Source organism: Actinopolyspora xinjiangensis (genome assembly GCF_900104475.1).
Classification (GTDB): domain Bacteria; phylum Actinomycetota; class Actinomycetes; order Mycobacteriales; family Pseudonocardiaceae; genus Actinopolyspora; species Actinopolyspora xinjiangensis.
On the sequence record NZ_FNJR01000001.1, the window covers coordinates 356121 to 379103 of the forward strand.

The following is a 22983-nucleotide window of genomic DNA, read 5'->3' on the forward strand; positions in this document are numbered from 1 at the left end:
GTGGCGGCCTCCGGCGCGGACTCGGCCGGTTGTCCGGCGGAGCCGTGCTGTCCGTCCGCTCCGCCCTGTTCCGCCGGAGAGGCAGCGGTCCGCTGCGACCCGTTCGGGAAACTCACGTGATTCCCCCATAGTGGTATGTCGATTGCCTGGTTGAGCCTAACGTCACGCTCCGAGCACGGAACGCAGCACGTGTCACCCGTAGGACGAACGGGAGATCAGCCGAGTTGATCACCCACCGGCACTCGTCTCGTGCGGCGAACACGTCGGCACGCGCGGCACGACCGACCGTTCCCGACTTCCTCCCGCAACGGGGAAGCCCGCACGGCGCTCACGGGACACACACTGTCCCCAGTGAACAGCGGATGCGGCCGGCGCGCCTCGGGGAAGATCCCCCAGAAACCCCGGAGCCTCCGCTACGGCACCCCGTAGGGAACAGCCCCACGGGAGCCGCGCGGGACGAGGCGGCGGCGAGTCCGGCCCCGCTCCTCGCGGGGAGTCACGACGGGGAGAAGCGCCGCAGCCGCAGACTGTTGGAAACGACGAACGCCGAGGACAGCGCCATGGCCGCCCCCGCGATCAGCGGGTTGAGCAGGCCGAGGACGGCCAACGGGACGGCGGCGAGGTTGTAGCCGAACGCCCAGACGAGGTTCCCCCTGATGGTGCCGAGCGTCCGCCGAGCGAGCTTGACGGAGTCCGGCACCGCCGTGAGCTCCTCGCGGACCAGGATGAGGTCGGCGGCCGAGATCGCCACGTCGGTCCCCGCTCCGATGGCCAACCCCAGTTCCGCCGTGGCCAGCGCGGGCGCGTCGTTGACCCCGTCGCCGACCATGGCCACCCTGCGCCCCTCCGCGCGCAGCCGCTCGACGGTCTCGACCTTCTGGTCCGGCAGCACGTCGGCGACGACCTCGCCGATCCCGACCTCCTCGGCGACGGCGCGCGCCGTGGCCTCGTTGTCACCGGTGAGCAGCACCGTCCGCACCCCGAGGCGCCGCAGCTCGCTCACTGCGACGGCGGCCGAGGGCTTGACCTCGTCGGAGAGCCCCAGCACCGCCACCACGACGCCGTCGCGCCCGACCAGGACGGTGGTCCGACCCGTGCGCTGCCATTCGGCGTCCCGCTGCCGGACGTCCTCCGGAACGGTGATCCCGCTGTCGTCGAACAGCTTGGCCCGGCCGACCAGGATCCGGTGCCCGTCCACCTCACCGCGCGCGCCCAGGCCGGGCTCGTTGACGAACCCCGACACCTCGGGCAGCTCCGCACCGTCGAGCTCGGCACGCGCGGCCGAGGTGATCGCGGCGGCGACGGCGTGCTCGGAGGCGTTCTCCAGCGCTCCGGCCAGGCGGAGCGCCTCCCGCCGCGCCGCGCCCGCGACGCAGTGCACCTCGCCGAGGGTCATGCTGCCGGTGGTGACCGTGCCGGTCTTGTCGAACACCACGGTGTCCACGGTCCTGCTGGACTCCAGCGCCTGATATCCCTTGAGGAAGATGCCGAGCTGCGCCCCACGCCCGGAAGCGGCCATCAGCGCGGTGGGCGTGGCCAGCCCCAACGCGCAGGGGCACGCGATGACCAGCACCGACAGCGCGGCGGTGAAGGAACGCTCGGCGGAACCACCGAGCAGCAGCCAACCCCCCAGCGTCAGCACCGCCAGCCCGAGCACGGCGGGCACGAAGTAGGCGGAGATCCGGTCCGCCAACCGCTGCACGGCGGCCTTGCCGCTCTGCGCCCGCTCGACCAGCCGCACCATGCCCGCGAGCTGGGTGTCCCGGCCGACCCTGGTGGCCTCGACGAGCAGCCAGCCGCTGGACACCACGGTGCCGCCGGTGACCTCGTCGCCCGCCACGACCTCGGTGGGTACCGACTCGCCGGTCATCGAACTGCTGTCCACGGCCGCACCGCCCCGGATCACCCGCCCGTCGGTCGCGATGGTTCCACCGGGACGGGTGACGAAGCGCTGCCCCACCCGCAGCCGCTCGGCCGGGACCTCGCGCCGCGTGCCGTCCTCGTCCTCCACGAGGGCGGTCTTGGCCCCGAGCTCGGCCAGGGCCCGCAGCGCGCCGCCGGCCCTGCGCTGCGCCTTGGCCTCGAAGTAGCGCCCGGCGAGCACGAAGGTGGTCACCCCGGCCGCCACCTCCAGGTATGCCGCGCCGTCGGTGTTGAGCAGCAGCCACAGCCCGGAGGCGTCGGCGGGCGCCCCGCTGGGGGCGAACATCGCGTAGAGCGACCACACGCTCGCCGCGACGATCCCGATGGAGACCAGGGTGTCCATCGAGGAGCCACCGTGCCGGGCGTTGATCAGCGCGGCGCGGTGGAACGGCCAGGCCGCCCAGCCCGCCACGGGCAGCGCGAGCGCGATGACCAGCCACTGCCAGCCGGGGAAGCGCGCCTCGGGCAGCACCGTGAACAGGATCGCCAGATCGGCCAGCGGGACGAACAGCACCACCGAGACGACGAGCCTGCGCCACAGGTCCCGCAGCCGCTGCCGGGAGTCGTCACCGGGCTTCTCCGCCGGACGCAGCACCTCGGCACCGTAGCCCGCCTTCTCCACCGTCTCGGTGAGCAGCTCGTCCCCGGCCTCGGTGGGGGCGGTCACACTGGCCCTGGCGGTGGCGTAGTTCACGCTCGCCCGCACCCCGTCGAGCTTGTTGAGCTTGCGTTCCACCCGGTTGGCGCACGCCGCGCAGGTCATACCGCTCACGGCCAGCTCGACGCTGCGCAGCTGTTCGACGGACTCGGTTGAGGTGTCCGCGGACGTCGTCATCTGACCACCTTTCGTGCGGTTCACCGCCACGGGCGAAGCTCCCCCCAGCCTGAAGCATGTCGCCCGTCACGTCTCAGGCACTCTCCCGCCGGGCGACCGGAGGCGGGGACGAGCGGAGCGGTTCGACCTCGGCCTCGGAGGGTTCGGGAGCCTCGCCCGATCCGGGGCCGGTGTCGGACGACGCGCGCGCGGCGGGAGCTGGCGCCCCGTGCGGGCCGTTCAACAGCGCCAGCACCGCCACCAGCACCAGGCCCAGCAGCACCGGCAGATGCGAGGCCACCCGCTCGAGACCCACCCGACCGGTGAGCAGGTCCAGCAGGCACAGCGCACCGAGCACCCCGGTGAAGCTCGCGAGCACCGGCAGGTGCGCCGCGGCGTGCCGGGCGCGCAACGCCACCCAGGCCAGCCCGACGGCCACGGCCGCGTTCCAGGCGCCGGTCTCGTGATCGATGTGCGGCATCGTCGTCCGGGCGGCCTCGGCCCCGACGCGAACCTCCACTCCGGTCAGCTGCAACAGCGCCACCACCAGCTGCACCACCGCCACCAGGGCCAGGGCCCAGCGCAGCAGCACGCGCAATCGCCCACCGGCCTCGCCGCGAAGCCGGTCCAGCCGCCCGGGCCGCAGGGCGGGCAGCACGGCGTCGGTGACGTCGGGACCGGGTTCGGCGGGCATGACCCGCACCGCCCGGTGCAGCGCGCGGAACCGGTCGTTCCGCAAGCGGCACTCCACGCACCCCTCCAGGTGCCTTCGCGCCCGCCGGGACTCCTCCTCGGTGGCCGCACCGTCGAGTTCGGCGGAGAGGATCTCGACACTCGTCACGCAGTCCACGTCCGTACTGGTCGTCCGCGAGCCCCGTGTGGTTCCCGGCGCCCGGGCCGGAGATCACTCCGGACGCGCGTATGGTTCTGCACGGTGACGGCGGCTCGCACGCGGCGGGCCGACCGCGACGGCTCACGCGGTCGAGTGGGCCGGACGACCGTGGCAGCGGGCCCGGCCCCGAGAACTCATTGGACATGGGCGTGGACGACCAGGAACTCACACGCTGCGCGCTGGCGGCGAAGCAGGGGGACACCAACGCCGCCACGAGGTTCGTGCGCGGCACGCAGCGCCAGGTGTGGCAGCTGCTGCGGCATCTGGCCGACCCGGGCGTCGCGGAGGACCTCACCCAGGAGTGCTACCTGCGCGCGTTCCGCTCCCTGCCCTCCTACCGAGGTCGTTCCTCGGCCCGCACCTGGCTGATGTCGATCGCACGCCGGGTCGCCGCCGACCACATCAGGCAGCGCGACCGCAGGCCACGTCCCGCCGACCTCGCGGACTGGCAGCTCGCGGCGGAACGGGCCCAGCCGCGAACCACCAGCGTGTCGGACGGCTACGCGCTGCGCAGCGCGCTGGAGGCGCTCGATTCCAGGCGCAGGGAAGCGTTCGTGCTGACCCAGATCGTCGGGCTCAGCTACGAGGAGACGGCCGAGGTCGCGGGCTGCCGGATCGGCACGGTCCGTTCCCGCGTGGCCAGGGCGCGCACCGACCTGATCGAACAGCTCAGCGAGTATGATACCGATCACAACGCGAGCCGCGGTGGCTGAGCGGACGTTCCACCGGACTCCCCCGGCGAAGCCCGGGACGGCGGCACGTCACGGGGCGGCTTCGCTCGGGTGACACCGGGCTCGTCGCTGTAGCCAACCGGGCAGTGGACGCAGTAAGTTGCCCGCGGCTGGTTCACACCGGCGGCACGGTGACGCGATCCGTCCGACCGCGCCGGCGGTGTGTGCCCCGCCGTGCTTGAGCCGGCAACGGCGCCGGTCATCTGGCCAACTTCGTGAATGTTCGCAAGTGGCCCTCGAACGGGCCGAAACCAACACAACAAGGACCGGAGGCGCCGGCATGACGCAGGCCGAAACCAACATCGATCCGACGACGCTGCGGCTGCCCGCTGAGCTCATCCCGTCCGACGGGCGGTTCGGATGCGGACCGTCGAAGGTCAGGCCGGAGCAGTTGAACCGGCTCGCGAACCAGGGCGCCGACGTGATGGGCACCTCTCACCGGCAGAAACCGGTGAAATCGCTCGTCGGACGCGTGCGGGAAGGTCTCCGCCAGCTCTTCTCCCTCCCCGAGGGCTACGAGGTCGTCCTCGGTGTCGGCGGCACGACCGCCTTCTGGGACGCCGCCACGCTGGGCCTGGTGCGGCAGCGCGCGCTGCACCTGACCTACGGCGAGTTCTCCGAGAAGTTCGCCAAGGCCACCAAGTCCGCCCCCTTCCTGGACGAGTCGATCATCGTCAAGTCCGAGCCGGGCGACGCCCCCGAGCCGGTGGCCGACCCGAGCGCCGACCTGATCGCCTGGGCGCACAACGAGACCTCCACCGGTGTGATGCTGCCCCCCACCCGCCCGGCGGGCTCGGAGAACTCGCTGATCGCGGTGGACGCCACCTCCGGCGCGGGTGGTCTGCCGTTCAACCCCGCCGACGTGGACGTCTACTACTTCGCGCCGCAGAAGTGCTTCGCCTCCGACGGCGGGCTGTGGATCGCGGCGATGAGCCCGGCGGCCCTGGAGCGCGTGGGCGAGATCGGCGGCTCCGACCGCTGGATTCCGGAGTTCCTGTCGCTGACCACGGCGCTGGACAACTCGCGGAAGGACCAGACCTACAACACCCCGGCCGTGGCCACGCTGTTCCTGCTGGCCGACCAGATCGAATGGATGTTGGAGCAGGGCGGGCTGGACTGGTGCGTGCGGCGCACCGGGGAGTCCTCGCGCAGGGTGTACTCGTGGGCCGAGGCATCCGAGTTCGCCTCACCCTTCGTGGCTGATCCGGCCAAGCGCTCCCAGGTGGTCAACACGATCGACTTCGCCGACTCGATCGACGCCGACGCCGTGGCCAAGGCGCTGCGCGCGAACGGGATCGTCGACACCGAGCCGTACCGCAAGCTCGGGCGCAACCAGCTGCGCATCGGCACCTTCCCCGCGGTCGAGCCGGACGACGTCACCAAGCTGACGCAGGCGATCGACTGGATCGTGGGCAAGCTCGGCTGAACCGGCCCGGCGTTCCCCGGGGAGCCGAGCCTCCCCGGGGGACCGGCCGACCTCCCTGGCGACGGGCCGAACCGCCCGGGTCCGCCCGTTCACCGGTCGATCTCGGTGGAGACCAGTGGCCTCGTTCCGTCGCAGACCACGGTGATCTCCACTTCCGTCTCCTCGGACTCGAAGGTGAGTTCGGCTTCCTCGGCCGGCCCGTCCCGCACGTCACCGGCCCGGAACCCCTGAGCGGGGCTCCAGGATCGCAACGAGGCCAACTCGTCCTCGGAACAACCGGCGGTCACCGTTCCTCCCGGCGTCCGGTCCACCTCCGTCGAACCAGCACCGCTCGGATCGGGCCGCTCGGAACCGTCCCCGCCGGCGCTGGGGGCGGGGCGTGCGAGCTCGCGGCGCACCTGTTCCGGGGAGGTCATCGGCGGCCCACCGTCGAGGATGCCGCGTCCCAGGGCGGACACGGCGGCCAGTCCCACCCCCACCGCGAGCGCGGCGGCGCAGCACCACCCCAGCACGGCCAGCGCCGTGCGGGCCCTTCCGGTGGGAGATCTCATGGGCACCACTATGCCAAGCCGAGAAGGCGTTCCGATGCCGGTTACCGTGCAACGGTGGCGCAGGTGCTGCTTGTCGAAGACGATTCGGCTCTTCGCGCGTCGTTGAGCGGCGGACTGGGTGAACGCGGGCACGCGGTCACCTCGGCGGTCACCGCGATGGACGGCCTGAACCGGATCGTGACGCACAAACCCGACATCGTGGTGCTCGACATCGGTCTGCCGGACCTGGACGGCCGGGAGATGCTGCGGATGCTGCGCGCTGCCAGCCGGGTCCCGGTGATCGTGGCCACCGCGCGCGGCGCCGAGGACGAGATCGTGTCCGTGCTGGACTCGGGAGCCGACGACTACGTCGTCAAACCGTTCGGGGTGGGGCAGTTGGACGCCCGGATCCGGGCGGTGCTGCGCAGGGACGGTGCCGGAACCGGCAGACCGGAGGCACTCGTGGTGGGCGGGCTGCGGGTGGACCCCGCCACGCGTTCGGCGACCCTGGACGGAACCGCGCTGGACCTCAACCCGAGGGAGTTCGACGTGCTGCATTACCTCGCGGCGCGGGCCGGACGGGTGGTGAGCAAGCGAGAACTGCTCACCGAGGTGTGGCAACTCCCCTACGGGGGAGCGGACAAAACCGTGGACGTGCACGTGTCCTGGCTGCGCCGCAAGCTCGGTGAGACCGCGCGTGACGCGCGGTACCTGCACACGGTTCGCGGTGCGGGAGTGCTGCTGACCGCTCCGGACGACGCCGGTGACCGCTGATGCGCAGGCGCATCGCGCTGCTGGTGGCCGCCACCACGACCCTGGTGCTGGTGGCCTTCCTGATCCCGCTGGCCGTGCTGGTGCGGACGGTGGCTTCCGACCGGGCGGTGAACACCGCGACCACCGAGGCGCAGGCCCTGACCTCGGTGGTGGGCACCGCGGACAGGTCCACCCTGGAGCTGAGCGTGCAGCGCGCCAACGCCCAGGGGAGGTTCCCGCTGACCGTCTTCCTGGCCGACGGCACCAGGCTCGGCGCGGAGGCCGCGCGCACCCCGGCGGTGCGGCTGGCAGCCAGGGGACGCAGCCTGACCGTGGACACCGGCGACGGGGTCGCCGTCCTGGTCTCGGTGGGTGACTCCTCGGGAGGACGAGCGGTGATCCGCAGCGCGGTCGGCGAGCGGGAACTGCTGCGCGGGGTGCACCGCGCCTGGCTGCTGCTGGCGGGGCTCGGCGTGGTGCTGCTGGGGCTGAGTGTGCTCGTCGCGGACCGGTTGGCTCGTTCTCTGGTGCGGCCCACCAAGGAGCTCTCCGGAGTTTCCCACCGCCTGGCGAACGGGGAGCTGGAGGCCCGGGCACGCATCGAGTCTCCCCCGGAGATGCGGGAGGTGGCGACGGCGCTGAACCACCTCGCCGGTCGCATCCGCGAGCTGCTGGCGGCCGAGCGGGAGCACGTGGCCGATCTCTCGCACCGGTTGCGCACCCCGCTGATGTCGCTGCGGTTGGACGCGGAGGCGTTGCGGGACCGCTCGGAGTCCGAGCGGATCACCGAACACGTGGACACGTTGCAGCGGGCGGTCACCCGGATAATCGAGCAGGCGGGCAAACGTGGTGCCACGAGGACCTCCCCGCCCCGTTGTGACGCGGTGACCGTCGTCTCCGAGCGGGTGGAATTCTGGTCGGTGCTGGCAGAGGACACCGAACGCGAGATGCGGGTGGAAATCGCACACGGGCCGCTGCCGGTGGCGCTGGAGGCGTCCGAACTGGCCGACTGCGTCGACGCGCTGTTGGGCAACGTCTTCGCCCACACCCAGGACGGTGTCGGGTTCGACGTGCGGCTGTTCGCGGCAGAAGGGTTCGTACGGCTGGTGGTCGCGGACGACGGTGCCGGTTTCGGCGAGTCGGAGCTGTCCGGGGATCCGTTGCACCGGGGAGCCAGCGGCAGCGGCTCCAGCGGTCTGGGGCTGGACATCGTGCGACGCGCGGCGGGGGACTCCGGAGGGTCGGTGACGCTGGGAAGCGGTGCGCACGGAGGAGCGCGGGTGGTCGTGGACCTCGGCGTGCCCGAGATGTGAGGGCGCCGCGGCCAGCACGGATCGGGGCCAGCCAGCCGGACGGGGCCACCGATCGGCGCGGCGTCGTCCACCGGCACGGGGACGTCGTCGGAGGGGCTGCGGTGTTTCGACCCCGGGGCCACGACGTGCCCGCCGCGCGGGAACACCACTCCGGCGACGGACTCGGCCACCTCACCGTTAACCCGGTTTTAGCGTTCGGACAGGGACCGCTTAGCTTCCGCGCTGCGACCTTGTACTCCGGCAGCGACAGTCGTCCGGTTCTCACCGGGAGAGGAGAACGAAGTTGCCGGGTGTGAAGAAGTCGGTCGTCGCCGTGGCGATCGCCGGTGGGGTGCTCGCCCTGGGCGGCACCGCCACGGCTTTCGGAAGCGGGAACGACCAGGAGGGAACCACCTCGTCGGAGGGCGACTCCCCGGCGGTGCGGGAGGTGTCCGCGCCGGGGTACACCGGGCCCGACCGGGACGAGATCCACACCGGGCCGTGGCACGGCTACCGTGGCCCGTCGCCGAAGGACTGCACCTCGGAGGACCCGAAGATCGACAGCGAGCGGGCGCGCCGCGCTGCCTCGGAGCGGGTTCCATCCGGTGCGCGGGTGACGAGTGTGGAGCTGGATCGCTGCTACGGCCTCGAGTGGGAGCTGGAGCTGCGGAAGGCGAACACCGAGTACGAGGTCACGGTGGACGCGCGCGACGGTGACGTCGTCGGTTACGAGGAGGACCGGGACGACTGAGTGCCCTGTCGTGCCGGGGCGCCCGCGCCGGAAGCGGGCGCCCCGGCCGCCGTTGTCCGGGAGCGCGGCGGGCTCCCGGCGTGGAATCAGGGTATTTCCACGGATGCACGTCGCTTCCCCCTTCCGGCAGGATCGCGGGCACGGAACTCGGCGCGTCTGTCCACACGAACGGTGCCCGCCGAGTTATCGTTATAGCTTGGTGATCTGAAATCAGCGGGAGGCGCGGGGAGGCACCTATGCGAACGCTGCGAGTGGTCGGGCTTGAGGAAGACGGCGAGACCGTCGTGTGTGAAGACCCCGACAACGGCGAACGCTTCGCGGTGCCAGCCGACGAGCGACTCCGCGCCGCGGCCCGCGGTGATCTCACCCGTCTCGGGCAGGTACAGATCGAGCTCGAAGCCCAGATGCGGCCGCGCGAGATACAGGCGCGGGTCCGCGCGGGGGCCTCCGTCGAGGAGGTGGCCGCGGAGGCGGGGATTCCGCAGCAGCGGGTGGAACGCTACGCCTACCCGGTTTTACTGGAACGCGCCCAGGTCGCGGAACGGGCGCAGCAGGCGCACCCGATCCGCGAGGGCGGGCCGGACGTGCAGACCCTCGGTGAGATCATCTCGCACACCTTCGGCATGCGCGGGCAGGACTACAGCGAGACCAGCTGGGACGCCTGGCGCGGCGAGGACGGCAAGTGGGTGGTCACACTGCGCTGGCAGGCGGGCCGGACCGAGAACACCGCGCACTGGACCTTCCACCCCGGGGCGCAGGGCGGCACCATCGCCGCGCTGGACGAGGACGCCCTCGACCTGCTCGACCCGGCGCCGAACCGGCCACTGCGGACGGTGCGGCCGGTCACCGAGCTCGCCAGGGAAGCGCTGGAACTGGACCACTCCGAGTCGGAGGACGCGGAAGCGGAGCCCACCGCCGGTGGGGAAACCGCGACTCCGCTGCTGGGACACACCACCGAGCCGGACAATCGGGGTGACCGCTCCGAGAGCTCCGGGGGTGGCACTCCGCACGTTCCCACCGTGGCGACGGGCACGCTGTTCGGTTCGGCTTCCCAGCCCCACGACGCCGAGCACGGTTCCACGCCCCCCGAGAGCGGCTCCCAGCAGGCGGATACGGCCTCCGGGGACATCGCGGACATGGACCGGGCGGACCTCGACGAGGAGGACGAGCCCTTCGGCGAGGGCCGCAAGAACCACCCGATCGTCCCCTCCTGGGAGGACGTGCTGCTCGGTGTGAGGTCGAACCGGTGAGCGAGGACGGCCTCCGCGCCTCGACGGCGGACTCCCCCGTCGGGGGAGCTTTCCGCTCCGGAGCCCGGTGCTGTCGGGACGGGGGGTCCGTTTTCACCATCCGCCCCGAGGTCCCAGGCACCCGTTGGCCGGGGCGGAGGCTCAGCTCTCCGGTCGCGGGGACTCCCGTTCCGGGTCCTCTGCTTCGCCCTCCCGGGGCTCACCCTTCGATTCCAGGTGCCGCTGCCAGATGCGGTCCCGCACCCCTGGCAGCGATCTGCCGATGAACCTGTTGCGGGGACGCTGGGCAACGGGAACCACACCGTCCCCTGTGGACTTACCGCCGCCGGAGTCGGGGGAGAGCGCCCACGCCACGAATCCCGCCGCGATGGAGACCGCACCGACCGTTCCCGCGATCCAAGTGACGTATCCCACCCCGAGCAGCACCGCCCCGACGAACAGGGCAACGAGGATCGAGACTACGCCGACCAGGAACAATACGCGCGCGGACGGTGACATGTCCTCGATTGTGCCCAACGGCGTTCGTCGGAACCACGCTGACCGCCCCCGGGGACGGCCGGGGCGGTGGTGTAATCCCTCGGTTCGTCACCGAGCGGATCCGAGCGCGTCGAAACCGTGATCGGGGTGGTGGAGCTCCCCGGTCAACCCAGCAGGCTCAGCGGCAGGACCACCCAGGAGGCGCCGACACCGAGCACCACCCCGAACGCCACCCATCGCCAGGTGGGCACGCTCCGTCCCAGCCAGACCGACGGGGCCAGTCCTCCCGCTATCGCCACGTTGATCACCACTCCCAGCACCGGGTTCACCTCACCGAGCCCCAGCGAAACCACCACCAGGACGACGGCGACCAGCGCCGCCAGCGACACGCTGACGGCGAGCCCGGTGGGTCGGGCAGCGGGATCGGTGACCTCACGCCTGGGGTCGGAACCGGGCGACAGCGAGTCGCCCCGTGGGGCGGGCACCGCCCGCCGCTCGCCCGTGAGCGGATCGCGGTAGCGGACCTCGCGGCCGAACTCGTCGGCCACTCGGCCCGCCAGCCGCTCCCCACGACGCGCTACGGTCTCCACCGCCCGCTTGTCGGCGATCTCGCCGCGGACGACGCGCTCCACGACCTCGGCCCACTCGTACAGCACCGCGCAGAGCGCGGGGGAAATCCCCACGTGCTCCGGCTTCAGGCCGAGCCGACCGTCCAGCTCGACGAACAGCGGTCTTCCCCGTTCGACACGCAGCTCCACCGCGTCCGCGACCGTCGCCGCGCCCCCCGGCATCACGTACCCCCTGAACGCATCCCTCGGCCCGCACCTCTCCGGCGGGACCAGCGGTACTCCGTCGGCTCCCGGAGTGGCCGTCTCCGGGCAGGACGCGATCCGCTCTACTCACCCGACCGCCACAACGGGACAGCAGGTCACGGCCTCACGAATCCTCCTCACGCATCGCGTGGAACACGATCGCCGCCGAGGCGGCGACGTTGAGCGAGTCCACTTCCCGCGACATCGGGATGCCGACGGTGAGATCGACCACCCGAAGCGCCTCCTCGCTCAGACCCGGCCCTTCCGACCCCATCAGCACGGCCACCTTCCCGTTCGCCAGATCGGCACGCCCGACCGGAACGGCGTCGGGGCGGGGCGCCAGGGCCGCCACCCTGAACCCGTGGCTGCCCAGCAGTTCCAGATCACCGGGCCAGTTGGGGAGTCTGGCGAAGGGCACGCGCAGCACGTGTCCCATGGACACCCGGACACTGCGCCGGTACAGGGGGTCGGAGCAGCCCCTGCCGAGCAGTACGCCGTCGAGCCCCAGCCCGGCGGCGTTGCGGAACATGGCTCCGAGGTTCTCGTGATCGACCACGCCCTCCAGCACCGCCAGCTTGCGGGAGTTCCGGATCAGTTCCACCGGGTCCGGTTCGGGGGCGCGGTCCGCCACCGCGAGAACCCCTCGGTTGAGGTGGAAGCCCACGATCTTGGCCAACGTCTCGGGTTCGACGATGTAGGCGGGCACGTCGAGGTCGCGCAGGAGCGGTTCGAGGGTGTTGATCCGCTTGCGCTCCCCCAGCAGTCCTCGGATTGGGTAGGGCGAGGCCAGCAGCCGTTCGACCACCAGCCTGCCCTCGCCGATGACCAGTCCGCGACCGCCGGGCCGGTCGGGACGCCGGTCGGCGGTGGTCAGATCGCGGAAGTCGTCGACGGCGGGGTCCTGCGCATCGGTTATCTCGATCAGCCTGGCCACGCTAGTTGAAGCTTTCTGCTCGGTTTGACAGGGTGTTCGCCCCGGCGGGGCCTCCGCCGGTCCCGCTCCGGCCATCCTCCTGGCGTGGGCGGCCCGGGCATCGTCGGAGAAGTCCTCGCGGACGCACGTCTCGGGGGCCGCGGCCGGTGCCGAGGCGGCGAGTCGGGTGCCGAGGAGCGGTCGGACACGGGTCCGCCTCGCGCGGACTCCTCGGTATCCTCGCATCACGCGCGTGACCGCCGACGCCGACCGTCGGCCGAGCGCTCCTCCTCCCTTTCGACATTCGGATTCGTGACAGGGATCACTTAGTCATGCGAACGAGGCGGGCATAACCGCTTCCTGTCACGCGTTCGTGGTCAACGGGTGCGAGTACCCGAACACGGAAGGCCCCCATGAGTGACGCGCGACCGAGCGACACCCGTCAGATCAGCGGCGACCACGGGAACGGTGACACGCGCACCACTACCGGAGAAACGAGCGGGGTGGACAACTCCGGGTTGCGGCGCAAGGCACGGTTCGCCCTCATCCTCGGAGGGCTGACGGCGTTCGGACCGCTGACCATAGACATGTACGTCCCCGCGCTGCCGCAACTGACCCGGGAGCTGGAAGCCACCTCTGCGCAGGGCCAGCTGACGCTGACCGCCGTACTGCTCGGGCTGGCGTTCGGACAGCTGGTGGCGGGAACGGTCAGCGACGCCGTCGGGCGGCGCGGACCGCTGCTGGTGGGGCTCGCGCTGTACTTCACCACCTCCGTGCTGTGCGCGCTGTCCGGGGACGTCTACGCGCTGACCGCGCTGCGCTTCCTGCAGGGCTTCGGTGCGGCGGCGGGAATGGTGATCGCCCGCGCCTCGGTGCGCGACCTCTACTCCGGTGTGGAGGCGTCCCGGTTCTTCTCGTCGCTGATGCTGGTCACCGGCCTGGCCCCCATACTCGCGCCGGTCATCGGCGGTCAGGTGCTCAACCACACCGACTGGCGCGGGGTCTTCGTGGTACTGGCCTCCTTCTCGGTGGTGCTGTTCCTGGTAACCGTCCTGGCCCTGCCGGAGACGAAACCGAGGCGGTGGCGCCAGCCGTTGCGGGCGGGCTCCACCGCGCGCACCTTCACCGGGCTGCTGGCCAGCCCGTCGTTCCTGGGCAACGCGCTGGCGGCAGGACTGGCGATGGCGGCGATGTTCGCCTACATCAGCGGTTCCTCGTACGTGCTGCAGGACATCTACGGCCTCTCCCCGCAGGCGTACGGCCTGGCCTTCGGCAGCAACGCCGTGGGCCTGGTCGCGGGCGGACAGGTGAACGCGCGGCTCGTGGGCAGGGTCGCGACCGAGTCCCAGCTGCTGCTCTGCGCGCTCAGCGCCGCCGTCGTGGCGGGGCTGCTGCTGGTCGTCACCGTGGTGGCGGGACTGCCGCTGCCCTTCCTACTCGTCGCGCTGTTCGTGATGATCTCCAGCCTCGGCTTCGTGATGCCCAACACCACGATGCTCGTGCTCGCCGAACGACAGGAGGTGTCCGGCAGTGCTTCCGCCCTGCTCGGCGTCCTGCAGTTCGTGGTCGGCGCGCTGGCCGCCCCACTGGTCGGTCTCGGCGGAGTCGGCTCGGCACTTCCCATGGCGCTGGTGATGTTCAGTGTGGTGCTGGCCTCGCTGACGGTGCATCTCACGTTGGGCAGGCGGGGTGCCGTCCGGAGCGTTCCCTCCTCCGGCTGAGCCGGGTCGGTTCCGCCGCGCCCGGCCCCACGACAGAGCGGCGGAATCGACCCGACCGGGGGCATTCGCCAGTACGGGGCCCGCGAACGTCATAGCGGTCTCACCCGCGAAGAACCTTGAACACGCAGCGTTTTCCCATGCCTCCCTCGTTCGTCAGATCGTGCCACCATTTTGGCCGCTGGCATCCGCCATCGCAGGTGTGCCACTGTGAAATCCGGCGCTGACCAGCACGGAAGCTGCCGATGTGCACACCGTTGGATCGGGGTGACGCGGCATGGGAAAGCAGAACGTAATCAGTCGGGCGTTCAGACCGGGCGATCGGCAGCGGTACCGGGACAAGATGCAGCGCGGGTTGGACGCGCTGGCCCGGATGCTGGCTGACGGCAACTTCTCCTTCCCTCACCAGCAGATGGGTCTGGAGATGGAGCTGAGCCTGGTGGACGAGGGCATGAACCCGTCGATGTCCAACGCCGAGGTACTGGAAAAGATCGGCGATCCTTCGTTCACGACCGAACTGGGACAACACAACCTGGAGTTCAACGTCCGACCACGCGTGCTGGCGGGGCGGGGGGCTCTCGAACTCGAGGACGAGCTGCGCTCCTCACTGGTGAACGCGGACAGCAAGGCGCGCGACACCGGGGCGAAGCTCGTCATGATCGGAACCCTGCCGACGCTGCGAAGCTCGCACTTCGATCCGCGTTGGCTGTCGCACCCCGCGCGTTACGGCCTGCTCAACCAGCAGATCTGCGCGGCACGCGGCGAGGAGATACTGCTGCACATGGCGGGCACCCCGCTCGGTGAGCGCGAACAGGAGAGGCTGCGTTCACACGCGGAGTCGATTCTGCCCTCCTCGGCCTGCACCTCGGTGCAACTGCACCTGCAGGTGGCCCCCGAGGACTTCGCCGCCCACTGGAACGCGGCGCAGTGCCTGGCCGGAGTTCAGGTGGCCGTGGGGGCGAACTCACCGTTCCTGCTGGGAAAGGCGCTCTGGCAGGAAACCCGGATTCCGCTGTTCCAACAGGCCACCGACACCAGGCCCGAGGAGCTGAAGAACCAGGGCGTACGTCCACGCGTGTGGTTCGGCGATCGCTGGATCACCTCCATCTTCGACCTGTTCGAGGAGAACGTGCGCTACTTCCCCTCGCTGATGCCGGAGTCGGAGGAGGAGGACCCGGTGGCCGCGCTGAACTCCGGCCGGGCACCGACCCTCTCGGAGCTCCGGCTGCACAACGGCACGATCTGGCGCTGGAACCGACCGGTCTACGACCTGGCCGAGGGCGTGCCGCACCTCCGGGTGGAGAACCGGGTGCTGCCGGCGGGACCGACCGTGATCGACATGCTGGCCAACGCGGCGTTCTTCTACGGCGCGCAGCGCGCGCTGGCCGAACAGGACAGGCCACTGTGGAGCCAGATGTCGTTCGCCGCCGCGGAGGAGAATTTCTACAGCGGTGCCCGCCACGGGATGAACTCCCGGCTGTACTGGCCCGGCCTGGGTTGGGTCCCGGCCGACGAACTGATGCTGCGCAAGCTGCTGCCGATGGCGTACGAGGGCCTGCGGGCCTGCGGCGTCTCGGCGGAGATCGGGGAACGCCACCTCGGAGTGCTGGAACAGCGCTGCAAAACGGGGCAGACCGGCGCCGCCTGGCAGCGCGAGACGGTGATGCGGCTGCAGCGCAGCCGGGACCGGCAACCGGCCCTGATCGAGATGCTGCGCCGCTACATCGAGCTGAGCGAGAGCGGCGAACCGGTGCACACCTGGCCGGTGACGTGAGTGCTCACCGCCGGGCGGGCAGCCAGCCCCGCCCGGCGGGCGAGTTACTTCCGCCGTGCGGTGGGGCCGAGCCCGTCCCGGAGATTCCCTTACCGACACGCACCACCCGAGTGGATCGCGCCGCAACTGTTGCTAGTAAGTTGCAACTGCGACAGACTTGCTACCGAAACCCAGCGGCAATAGGGAGACGGTTAATGGCTCAGTACGTGCTGCCCGAGTTGGACTACGACTACTCGGCACTCGAGCCCGCGATCGCCGGTGAGATCAACGAGCTGCACCACAGCAAGCACCACGCGGCGTACGTCAAGGGGGCCAACGACACGATCGAGAAGATCGCCGAAGCGCGCGAGAAGGGGGACTTCTCCTCGATCGTCGGGCTGGAGACCACTCTGGCGTTCAACCTCGCGGGGCACTCGCTGCACCTCGTGTGGTGGAAGGTCCTGAGTCCCGACGGCGGTGACAAGCCGACCGGTGAGCTCGCGGCGGCCATCGACCAGGACTTCGGCTCCTTCGACAACTTCCGCGCCCAGATGGAGGCCGTCTCCACCACGATCCAGGGCAACGGCTGGGGCGTGCTCGCCTGGGACCCGGTCGGGCAGCGGCTGATCACCCAGCAGCTGCGTGACCACCACTCCAACCTGTCGATCGCCACTACCCCGCTGCTGGTCTTCGACATCTGGGAGCACGCCTACTACCTGCAGTACAAGAACGTGAAGGCCGACTACGTCAAGCAGCTGTGGAACGTGGTCAACTGGGACGAGGTCTCGCGCCGGTTCGCCGACGCGCGGGCCGGGTACAACGGACTGCGGCTGCCGCAGTCCTGAACCCGCCACCGGCCCGAGCACGGCAGGGTCGGAGGGCTCGCGACCACCTTCGCGGTCACACCCCAGAACCCCGGCAGTGAATGCTCCGACAAGCCGAGCTGCCGGACGGGAAGGTCCCTCTCCCCGGAGAGGGACCTTCTCATCTGACGGCGGCGGTTCCGCGCGGAACCGGGAGGTGTGGGGGCGGGCAACGGCATCGGCGGCGTCGCGGTCTCCCGGGAAGTCGCCGGGCCGCTGGATGCCTCCCCCGGCACACCGTCGCGGGAGTGGCCCGCCCCTCCCGCGGCGACCGGGCGGGAGGCCTCCCGCATCCGCTGAAGATGCGAGAAGACCCCGCCCGGCGGGCGGGGTCTTCTCGGTCCCCGAACTGACTGCCGCTCCCACCACGAAGCGACATCATTTAGGTTAGCCTAACCTGTATTTTTCGGCAACCCCGGAATCCACCCGGCGTTTCGAGCCGCGAGCCAGCACGGCGGCCCCCACCACGCTCGCGAACACCACGCAGAGACCACCGACCAACAACGGGGCCCTGCCGTTGAAGATCTCCGCCAACCACCCGGAAAGCAACCCGCCGACCGGCCTACCGCCGAGGAACAACATCATGTAGAGCCCCATGACACGCCCGCGCATCACCGGGTCCACGGACAGCTGAACCGTGGAGTTGGCCGCCGTGGTGCAGGTCATCACCGCGATTCCCACGGGAACCAGCGCCACCGCGAAGCTGTGGTAGGTCGGCATCAGCGAAGCGGCGGCCTCCAGAACACCGAAGGCGGCCGCTCCCCCGAAGACCAACCGCAACCGGGGCCGCCCACCCGCCCGGCGCGCCGCCAACGAGGCACCGCTGAGCGTGCCCACGGCCAGGGCCGTGATGAGCAGGCCGTACCCGGCCGCGTCGCGCTCGAAGACGTTGCGGGCGATCACCGCGAAGGCGTTCTCGAAGTTCATCCCGAAGGTGCTGACGCAGCAGACCAGCACGAGGACCACGATCAGCCGAGGACTGCGCGAGACGTAACGCAGCCCGGCCAGGAGTTGGCCGCTCTCCCGGGAGGCCCCGGCGGTCCGGTGCAACCGGCCCGGATCCATCATCAACAGCCCGAGGACGACCGCACCGGTGCTCAGTCCGTTCACCAGGAAGACCGGCCCCGTACCGATGAGGGTTATCAGCCCACCCGCGAGCGCGGGACCGACGATGCGGGCCAGGTTGAACGTCATCGAGTTGAGCGCGACCGCGTTGGGCAGCTGCGCGGCCCCCACCATCTCGACGACGAAGGACTGCCGCACGGGCGCGTCGAAGGCCGAGAAGCACCCCAGCCCGAACGCCAGCGCGTAGACGTGCCAGAGCTCGACCACACCCCCGACGTCGAGCAGTCCCAGCGCCAGCCCGCACAATCCCATCCCGCTCTGCACCGCGATCAACATCCGCCGCTTGTCGAACCGGTCGGCGATCACTCCGGCGTAGAGCGTGAACAACAGGTTGGGCAGGAACTGCAGCGCGACCGCCACCCCCAGTGCGGCGGGCGATCCGCCGGAGAGCTCGAGCACGAGCCAGTCCTGCGCGGCGCGCTGCATCCAGGTGCCGGTCAGCGAGACGATCTGACCGGAGGCGTAGTAGCGGTAATTGCGTTCGCGCAACGAGCGAAACATCCCGCCGCGCGCGCTCCCGCGAGCCGAATCATCCGATGTGGACTTCCGATGCCCCCGTTCCGGCCGCTCGGACTCCTGCTGGGCGGGTTCGACCATCTACGCGATCAACCGTTCCGGCCCCGGATCACCGCTGGGCCATTCGTTCGAGAATCCGCGCCGCACTCGAAAGCGTGTCGCGCTCCTGGTCCGTGAGCTCAGCGAGGCGCTGGTCGAGCCACTGCTCACGCACGGAGACCTCCTGCTCCATGCGCTCGTTGCCCGCCTCGGTCAGCGCCACGATCGCCTGACGGCCGTCGGTGGGATGCTGACGTCGGCGAACGTAGCCCAAGTCCTCCAGGGCCGCTATGACTCTGGTCATCGAAGGCGGCTGCACCCCCTCGCTGGCGGCCAGCTCCCTGGGAGCCAACGGCCCGTTGCGCCACAGGCAGGCCAACGCCGACATCTGGGAGAGCGTCACGTTGGACTCGGTCTGCGCACGCAGCCGCCGGTTCAGGCGAACGACGGCGATACGCAGTCTGCTGGCCAGGGTGCGCTCGCGCTCAGCCGTTTCTGACACCTCGTTAGTTTAGCAAAATACCGGACAAATCCGCCGCGCCGCGACGGCGAACACGAGGCGCGGGTAAGCTGGTGGTTCCCGTGACGACGCCCTCCCGGACGCGTGATTCCACACCGCGGACCAGGGCAGCACCGCTCCGGACGGCGCCCGGCCGGGCAGAGCGGGTGGAGGAACCCGGCGAAGGCGTCCGCCCGAACCACCCACCCCATCGAAGGGAGACGGCACACCGTGGCAGCGGACGAGAAAGGCGCACCCACCGGACCACCAGCGATGCGCCCGGTTCCGCCGTTGCCGCGCAGACTCGCGGGCCCCACCCCCGTCGTGGTCACCGGAACCCTGTGCTGGCTGGTGGCGGCCGTGGTGTTCGGCATGCTGGGTTGGACGGGCTCGGGGGTCGACGTGCGGTTCTGGACCTGCGTGACCGGCAGCGGCCTGGGCGTGCTGGGCTACGGCGTGTTCCGCTGGCAGCGCTCGGCCTCGCGGCGGGGCTCACGCGGCTCCTGGCAGGGACTGGCCGGGCTGGACGGCTGACATCTTTCGGAATCCATAGCAGGAACTGCGTACGTGGCCGGTTAACCGGCACGTGAGTCGGCGTCTCGCGGCGTCGGGCCGGCTGGTGAGTAGCGACTCTACACGGCGAGCGGCCCCGCCTCGCGATGCATCCGACTCACGCACCGGGGCCCCGCCGCTTGACCGAATGGTCGCTTCCCGACGACGGCCTCGGGAGCGGAAATCTCGCGAGAAATCGACGCCGCCCCCGAAGGTGAGCCGCTCCGCAACCGAACGGCGGCAACCGCACCGGGGCGGGCACCTCAGCGGAGCAGCGTCGTGGCGTCGGGATCGGCCAGCAACGCGGCCAGCGTGAAACGGTCCTGCCAACGATCCATCGTCCAGGCCAGCGCCCGCGCCAGACCGTCGGGACTGCGCTCGCTGTAGACCGCCCCACCGTCATCGACCCACCAGTGCACCCGGTGCTCTCCCTCGGAGGTGCGCACCCGCAGACCGTCCCGCAACTCGACCTCACCATACGGCACGGCGGCCCCGAGCAGCTCGCAGGCCGCCGGAACCCTGGCCACGTCCCGCCAAGCCTGCGTCACCCCCTGCCCCAGGATCTCGACCACGCCCTGCTCGGAGGCCAGCGGCAGGTCGAGCAGCTCGGCGAGCGCCTCGGCGTCGAACTCGTACGAGTTCCCACCCGCCACCACCAGGGCCGGTTCGAACACGCCCAGCAGCCACGGCTCGTCCAGCACCACCGCGCGGTCGGCCGAGATCACCGCCGAGCTCACCGAACGCACCGCTCGCGGCGGGTCGATCTCGCCGGAATCGACCCGCTCACAGGCCACCGCCTCGGCCAACGCGCGGTGGGCCGCCATCGTCAGCCCGGCCCGCACCCCGCGCTCCGGATCGGCGAGCCGGGCCACCAGGTCGGCGGCATCGGCGGTGTCGGTCACGGTCAACTCGGTACGTACCCCCGCCAGCCGCAGGGTTTCCCGATCGACGCCGACGTCGGGGACCGGATCGTAGAGGCCGGCCAGCCGTTCGGCGTCCGGAGTCCGCCACTGCCTGGGAGAACGACCTTCGAGCACGGCGAAGCGAGCGATCCACCAGGGGGTGTAGCCGCCGGGCTCTCGCATGGCGCGAGCGGTCTCCGGATTCGCGGTGAGCAACCGCAACGCCTCGGGCCAGACGTCCTCGGCGACCAGGTCCAGATCCCGCACCCCGACGAACCGGCTGGGCGGCCACTCCTCCCCTCGCAGGCGTTCCTGCTCACGCCACCAGACCTCGGCGTCGGCGATCCCCTCGTGCGGCGTGTCGGGTTCCTCCTCGACGAGCACGGCGAACGAGTCCAGTACCCCGACGGCCCGGAGGCGTTCGGGCGAGCAGCGTTCGAGCACGGAGCCCGCGACGGTCCGCAGCGGCGCGTCCGGCCCGACCGCCCGCGGATCGAGCACCTCCAGTAGAGCCGCCTCCGGCAGCAGCAGTTCGTCGGCCCGCCGTACCTCGCCGTCGGCGTCCGGCAGCGCCAGCGCCCCCAGCCAGTCGCGGCTTCCCGCCTCACCGACCAGGCGGAGCACTGGCTCGGCCAGCCGCATCGGATCCGCACCGGCACGGGCGTCGGCCACGCTGTTGTGCACCGCCTCGACCAGCGCGGGAGCGTCCAGCAGGTCGGAAGCCCCCGCCCAACGCGCCCCGAGACGTTCCAACAGCGGATGCACCGCCTCGGCAGCCGCGATCCGCAGGCCGGTCACGTCCAGCTCGGCCAGCTCAGCCACCGCCTCCTCGGCTCCGTCGCCGGGCAGCAGCAGGTCCCGCACCCCGGTCACGGTCCGGCCGTCCGCCAACGGCACCGGCAGCGCGGTGAGCTCCTCGCGCGCCGTGCGGTCGGTGCGCTCCACGGGCAACAGCGCGTCGTACAACCGGTGCCACCACTCGGCGGGACGATCGAGGCCGCTCACCACCTCGACCAGCTCCGCGACCCCCATGCGGTGCACTCCCACGGCCCGCAGCGCCGAAGCGTGGGCCGGTTCCGAGAGCTCGGCCCGCAGCAGGCCGGGCACCACCTCCCCCAACAGCTCGACCAGCTCGGAGGAGAAGTGGTCCAGCACGGTGGCGCGCCGTGGCGCTACGGTGGAACCGTCGGCCGCCCCCAACCAGGCCGACTCGCGCAACCGCTGGACGACCGCCTCGCGCAACCGCTCGTCGGTGTCCGACAGCGGGAACCCCGGCTCCGGAACCAGCGCGGTCCGTTCGAGCGGGTCCAGCCGCGAGAGCAGTTCCGGATAGGTGTGAGCCGCCTGGTCGAGCACCACAGCGGTCGCGGGCGAATCCGACACACGCCTGCGGTCGGGCTCCACCGGAACCCCGGCGAGCAGCCGGGCGGGCAGTGAGAGCCGCTCCTCGGTGGGGGTGGGCGCGTGCAGCACGTCCGTGCTCGGCGGCAGTACCGCACCGTCACCGTCCAGTTCGACCGCCCAGCACAGCCACCAACGCGCGTGGGAACGCTGTTCCACCCCCACACCGGTGAGAGTGGACTCCGGCCACTCGCCGGTGGCCCGCTCGGTCAGCCAGGTCCGGGTGGTATCGGGAGTGCGGATCACCATCCGGTCGTCGGTGGAGCCCGCGCTGGAGTAGTGCCGGTCGCCGATGGTGACCTCGCACAACGAGGGCAGCGCCAGCAGCAGGTCCACCACCTGCTCGGCCATGTAGGCCAGCAGTCCCCCCGGATCGACGTCCTCGCGCAGCGGCAGTCGGACCTCGGTGTCGAAGCCTTCCGGGGGACGTTCGTCGGTCGGCCAGACGAGCCGCAGCACGGGAACCTCGCCCCCTCGGGCCGCGAGTTCCCTGACGGCGGCCGGGGTTTCCTCGCTCGACTCGGCCAGCGCGGCCACCTCGTCGCGGGTGCGTGCCGCCGAGAAGGCCACCCCGCCCTCAGCCGTGGCCAGCCTGGGGGCATCGGTCACCGCCAGCACAGCGGCGAATCCCACTCCGAACCTGCCCACCGACGGTTCGGCGCGCTTGGGCGAGGCGCGCAACGCCGTCAACCCGGCCACCCCGGTGGCGTCCAGCGGCCTGCCGGTGTTGGCCACCCGCAGCTCACCATCGACGAGGCGAACCGACAACCGGCCGGGAACACCGGCCGTGCGCGCGGCGTCGGAGGCGTTCTGGGCGAGCTCGACCAGCAGCCGGTCGCGGTAACCGCCCAGCCTGAGGTCCTCCTCGGCGTTGGCGTCCTCCCGGAACCGGGTCGGCGAGCCGCGCCAGGAAGCCAGCACGGCAGCCCGCAGTTCAGCCGTGTCGAACGGATCTGGCGGGTCACCGCCGGAGCGGTCCCCCTCGGTCAGAGAACGATCGGACGCCTCGCCCGCCGTTCCCGTGTCTGCTGAATCGCTCAACTTCGTCCTC

19 protein-coding genes are annotated in these 22983 nt (G+C 71.0%); 10 read left to right on the top strand and 9 right to left on the bottom strand.

From position 1 onward, the window contains the following. Positions 1 to 496 precede the first annotated feature (496 nt). A complete protein-coding gene (locus BLQ75_RS01660; protein ID WP_092596615.1) occupies positions 497 to 2758 on the bottom strand; it encodes a heavy metal translocating P-type ATPase in 2262 nt (753 codons plus the stop codon). A gap of 73 nt (positions 2759 to 2831) precedes the next feature. Continuing rightward, positions 2832 to 3578 carry a zf-HC2 domain-containing protein gene (locus BLQ75_RS01665; RefSeq protein WP_170837266.1) on the bottom strand — a complete coding sequence of 249 codons (747 nt, stop codon included), beginning with the start codon at positions 3576 to 3578 and terminating at the stop codon, positions 2832 to 2834. Between the two features lie 200 nt (positions 3579 to 3778). On the opposite strand from BLQ75_RS01665, the gene BLQ75_RS01670 reads away from it, so the two are divergent. After that, positions 3779 to 4342 carry a sigma-70 family RNA polymerase sigma factor gene (locus tag BLQ75_RS01670; protein ID WP_092597229.1) on the top strand — a complete coding sequence of 188 codons (564 nt, stop codon included), beginning with the start codon at positions 3779 to 3781 and terminating at the stop codon, positions 4340 to 4342. 298 nt (positions 4343 to 4640) lie between these two features. Then, positions 4641 to 5786 carry a phosphoserine transaminase gene (serC, locus tag BLQ75_RS01675; protein WP_092596621.1) on the top strand — a complete coding sequence of 382 codons (1146 nt, stop codon included), beginning with the start codon at positions 4641 to 4643 and terminating at the stop codon, positions 5784 to 5786. Between the two features lie 89 nt (positions 5787 to 5875). Here the strand turns inward: serC and BLQ75_RS01680 are convergent, their stop codons facing one another. Next, entirely contained in the window at positions 5876 to 6337 is a 462-nt protein-coding gene (locus BLQ75_RS01680) for a hypothetical protein (protein ID WP_092596624.1), read from the bottom strand. Between the two features lie 54 nt (positions 6338 to 6391). Between BLQ75_RS01680 and BLQ75_RS01685 the strand changes: the two genes are divergently transcribed. From BLQ75_RS01685 to sepH, 4 genes are all read left to right on the top strand, one after another. Further along, positions 6392 to 7090 (top strand): response regulator transcription factor, encoded by a 699-nt coding sequence (locus BLQ75_RS01685; RefSeq protein ID WP_092596627.1) that lies wholly within the window; start codon positions 6392 to 6394, stop codon positions 7088 to 7090. Beyond that, on the top strand, positions 7090 to 8382 hold the full coding sequence (locus BLQ75_RS01690; protein ID WP_092596630.1) for a sensor histidine kinase: 1293 nt from the start codon (positions 7090 to 7092) through the stop codon (positions 8380 to 8382). Before BLQ75_RS01685 ends, BLQ75_RS01690 begins: the two co-directional genes overlap by 1 nt. Positions 8383 to 8674: 292 nt before the next feature. Continuing rightward, entirely contained in the window at positions 8675 to 9112 is a 438-nt protein-coding gene (locus tag BLQ75_RS01695) for a PepSY domain-containing protein (protein WP_244515197.1), read from the top strand. 236 nt (positions 9113 to 9348) lie between these two features. Further along, positions 9349 to 10362 carry a septation protein SepH gene (gene sepH / locus BLQ75_RS01700; RefSeq protein WP_092596636.1) on the top strand — a complete coding sequence of 338 codons (1014 nt, stop codon included), beginning with the start codon at positions 9349 to 9351 and terminating at the stop codon, positions 10360 to 10362. 141 nt (positions 10363 to 10503) lie between these two features. Here the strand turns inward: sepH and BLQ75_RS01705 are convergent, their stop codons facing one another. The 3 genes from BLQ75_RS01705 to BLQ75_RS01715 all read right to left on the bottom strand — a co-directional run bounded on the left by BLQ75_RS01705 (position 10504) and on the right by BLQ75_RS01715 (position 12585). Then, positions 10504 to 10860 carry a hypothetical protein gene (locus tag BLQ75_RS01705; protein WP_170837267.1) on the bottom strand — a complete coding sequence of 119 codons (357 nt, stop codon included), beginning with the start codon at positions 10858 to 10860 and terminating at the stop codon, positions 10504 to 10506. Positions 10861 to 11003: 143 nt separating this feature from the next. Further along, positions 11004 to 11630 (bottom strand): DUF2537 domain-containing protein, encoded by a 627-nt coding sequence (locus tag BLQ75_RS01710; protein WP_092596642.1) that lies wholly within the window; start codon positions 11628 to 11630, stop codon positions 11004 to 11006. Positions 11631 to 11775: 145 nt separating this feature from the next. Next, positions 11776 to 12585, bottom strand: a complete 810-nt coding sequence (locus BLQ75_RS01715) for a TrmH family RNA methyltransferase (RefSeq protein ID WP_211481103.1) — start codon at positions 12583 to 12585, stop codon at positions 11776 to 11778. Positions 12586 to 12977: 392 nt separating this feature from the next. On the opposite strand from BLQ75_RS01715, the gene BLQ75_RS01720 reads away from it, so the two are divergent. The 3 genes from BLQ75_RS01720 (at position 12978) to BLQ75_RS01730 (ending at position 16880) form a co-directional block, all read left to right on the top strand. Then, entirely contained in the window at positions 12978 to 14285 is a 1308-nt protein-coding gene (locus BLQ75_RS01720; protein WP_092596645.1) for a multidrug effflux MFS transporter, read from the top strand. Between the two features lie 274 nt (positions 14286 to 14559). Then, positions 14560 to 16056 (top strand): glutamate-cysteine ligase family protein, encoded by a 1497-nt coding sequence (locus BLQ75_RS01725; protein ID WP_092596648.1) that lies wholly within the window; start codon positions 14560 to 14562, stop codon positions 16054 to 16056. 194 nt (positions 16057 to 16250) lie between these two features. Continuing rightward, the gene (locus BLQ75_RS01730; RefSeq protein ID WP_092596651.1) at positions 16251 to 16880 is read left to right on the top strand and encodes a superoxide dismutase; all 630 of its coding nucleotides are present in this window, start codon (positions 16251 to 16253) and stop codon (positions 16878 to 16880) included. 405 nt (positions 16881 to 17285) lie between these two features. On the opposite strand, the gene BLQ75_RS01735 is transcribed toward BLQ75_RS01730, so the two are convergent. Both BLQ75_RS01735 and BLQ75_RS01740 read right to left on the bottom strand, forming a co-directional pair. Continuing rightward, positions 17286 to 18620: an MFS transporter gene (locus BLQ75_RS01735; RefSeq protein WP_092596654.1), complete on the bottom strand. Its 1335-nt coding sequence runs from the start codon at positions 18618 to 18620 to the stop codon at positions 17286 to 17288. A gap of 28 nt (positions 18621 to 18648) precedes the next feature. Beyond that, positions 18649 to 19080: a MarR family winged helix-turn-helix transcriptional regulator gene (locus BLQ75_RS01740; protein ID WP_092596657.1), complete on the bottom strand. Its 432-nt coding sequence runs from the start codon at positions 19078 to 19080 to the stop codon at positions 18649 to 18651. Between the two features lie 228 nt (positions 19081 to 19308). On the opposite strand from BLQ75_RS01740, the gene BLQ75_RS01745 reads away from it, so the two are divergent. Continuing rightward, positions 19309 to 19611: a DUF2530 domain-containing protein gene (locus BLQ75_RS01745; RefSeq protein ID WP_244515162.1), complete on the top strand. Its 303-nt coding sequence runs from the start codon at positions 19309 to 19311 to the stop codon at positions 19609 to 19611. Between the two features lie 281 nt (positions 19612 to 19892). Here the strand turns inward: BLQ75_RS01745 and BLQ75_RS01750 are convergent, their stop codons facing one another. After that, the gene (locus BLQ75_RS01750) at positions 19893 to 22922 is read right to left on the bottom strand and encodes a sacsin N-terminal ATP-binding-like domain-containing protein (protein ID WP_092597236.1); all 3030 of its coding nucleotides are present in this window, start codon (positions 22920 to 22922) and stop codon (positions 19893 to 19895) included. Positions 22923 to 22983: the final 61 nt, after the last annotated feature.

Coding starts and splice junctions, on each gene's coding strand:
- sepH (WP_092596636.1), top strand. CDS start 9,349: ATGCGAACGCTGCGAGTGGTCGGGCTTGAGGAAGACGGCGAGACCGTC.
- BLQ75_RS01680 (WP_092596624.1), bottom strand. CDS start 6,337: ATGAGATCTCCCACCGGAAGGGCCCGCACGGCGCTGGCCGTGCTGGGG.
- BLQ75_RS01725 (WP_092596648.1), top strand. CDS start 14,560: ATGGGAAAGCAGAACGTAATCAGTCGGGCGTTCAGACCGGGCGATCGG.
- serC (WP_092596621.1), top strand. CDS start 4,641: ATGACGCAGGCCGAAACCAACATCGATCCGACGACGCTGCGGCTGCCC.
- BLQ75_RS01690 (WP_092596630.1), top strand. CDS start 7,090: ATGCGCAGGCGCATCGCGCTGCTGGTGGCCGCCACCACGACCCTGGTG.
- BLQ75_RS01660 (WP_092596615.1), bottom strand. CDS start 2,758: ATGACGACGTCCGCGGACACCTCAACCGAGTCCGTCGAACAGCTGCGC.
- BLQ75_RS01710 (WP_092596642.1), bottom strand. CDS start 11,630: ATGCCGGGGGGCGCGGCGACGGTCGCGGACGCGGTGGAGCTGCGTGTC.
- BLQ75_RS01720 (WP_092596645.1), top strand. CDS start 12,978: ATGAGTGACGCGCGACCGAGCGACACCCGTCAGATCAGCGGCGACCAC.
- BLQ75_RS01705 (WP_170837267.1), bottom strand. CDS start 10,860: ATGTCACCGTCCGCGCGCGTATTGTTCCTGGTCGGCGTAGTCTCGATC.
- BLQ75_RS01735 (WP_092596654.1), bottom strand. CDS start 18,620: ATGGTCGAACCCGCCCAGCAGGAGTCCGAGCGGCCGGAACGGGGGCAT.
- BLQ75_RS01730 (WP_092596651.1), top strand. CDS start 16,251: ATGGCTCAGTACGTGCTGCCCGAGTTGGACTACGACTACTCGGCACTC.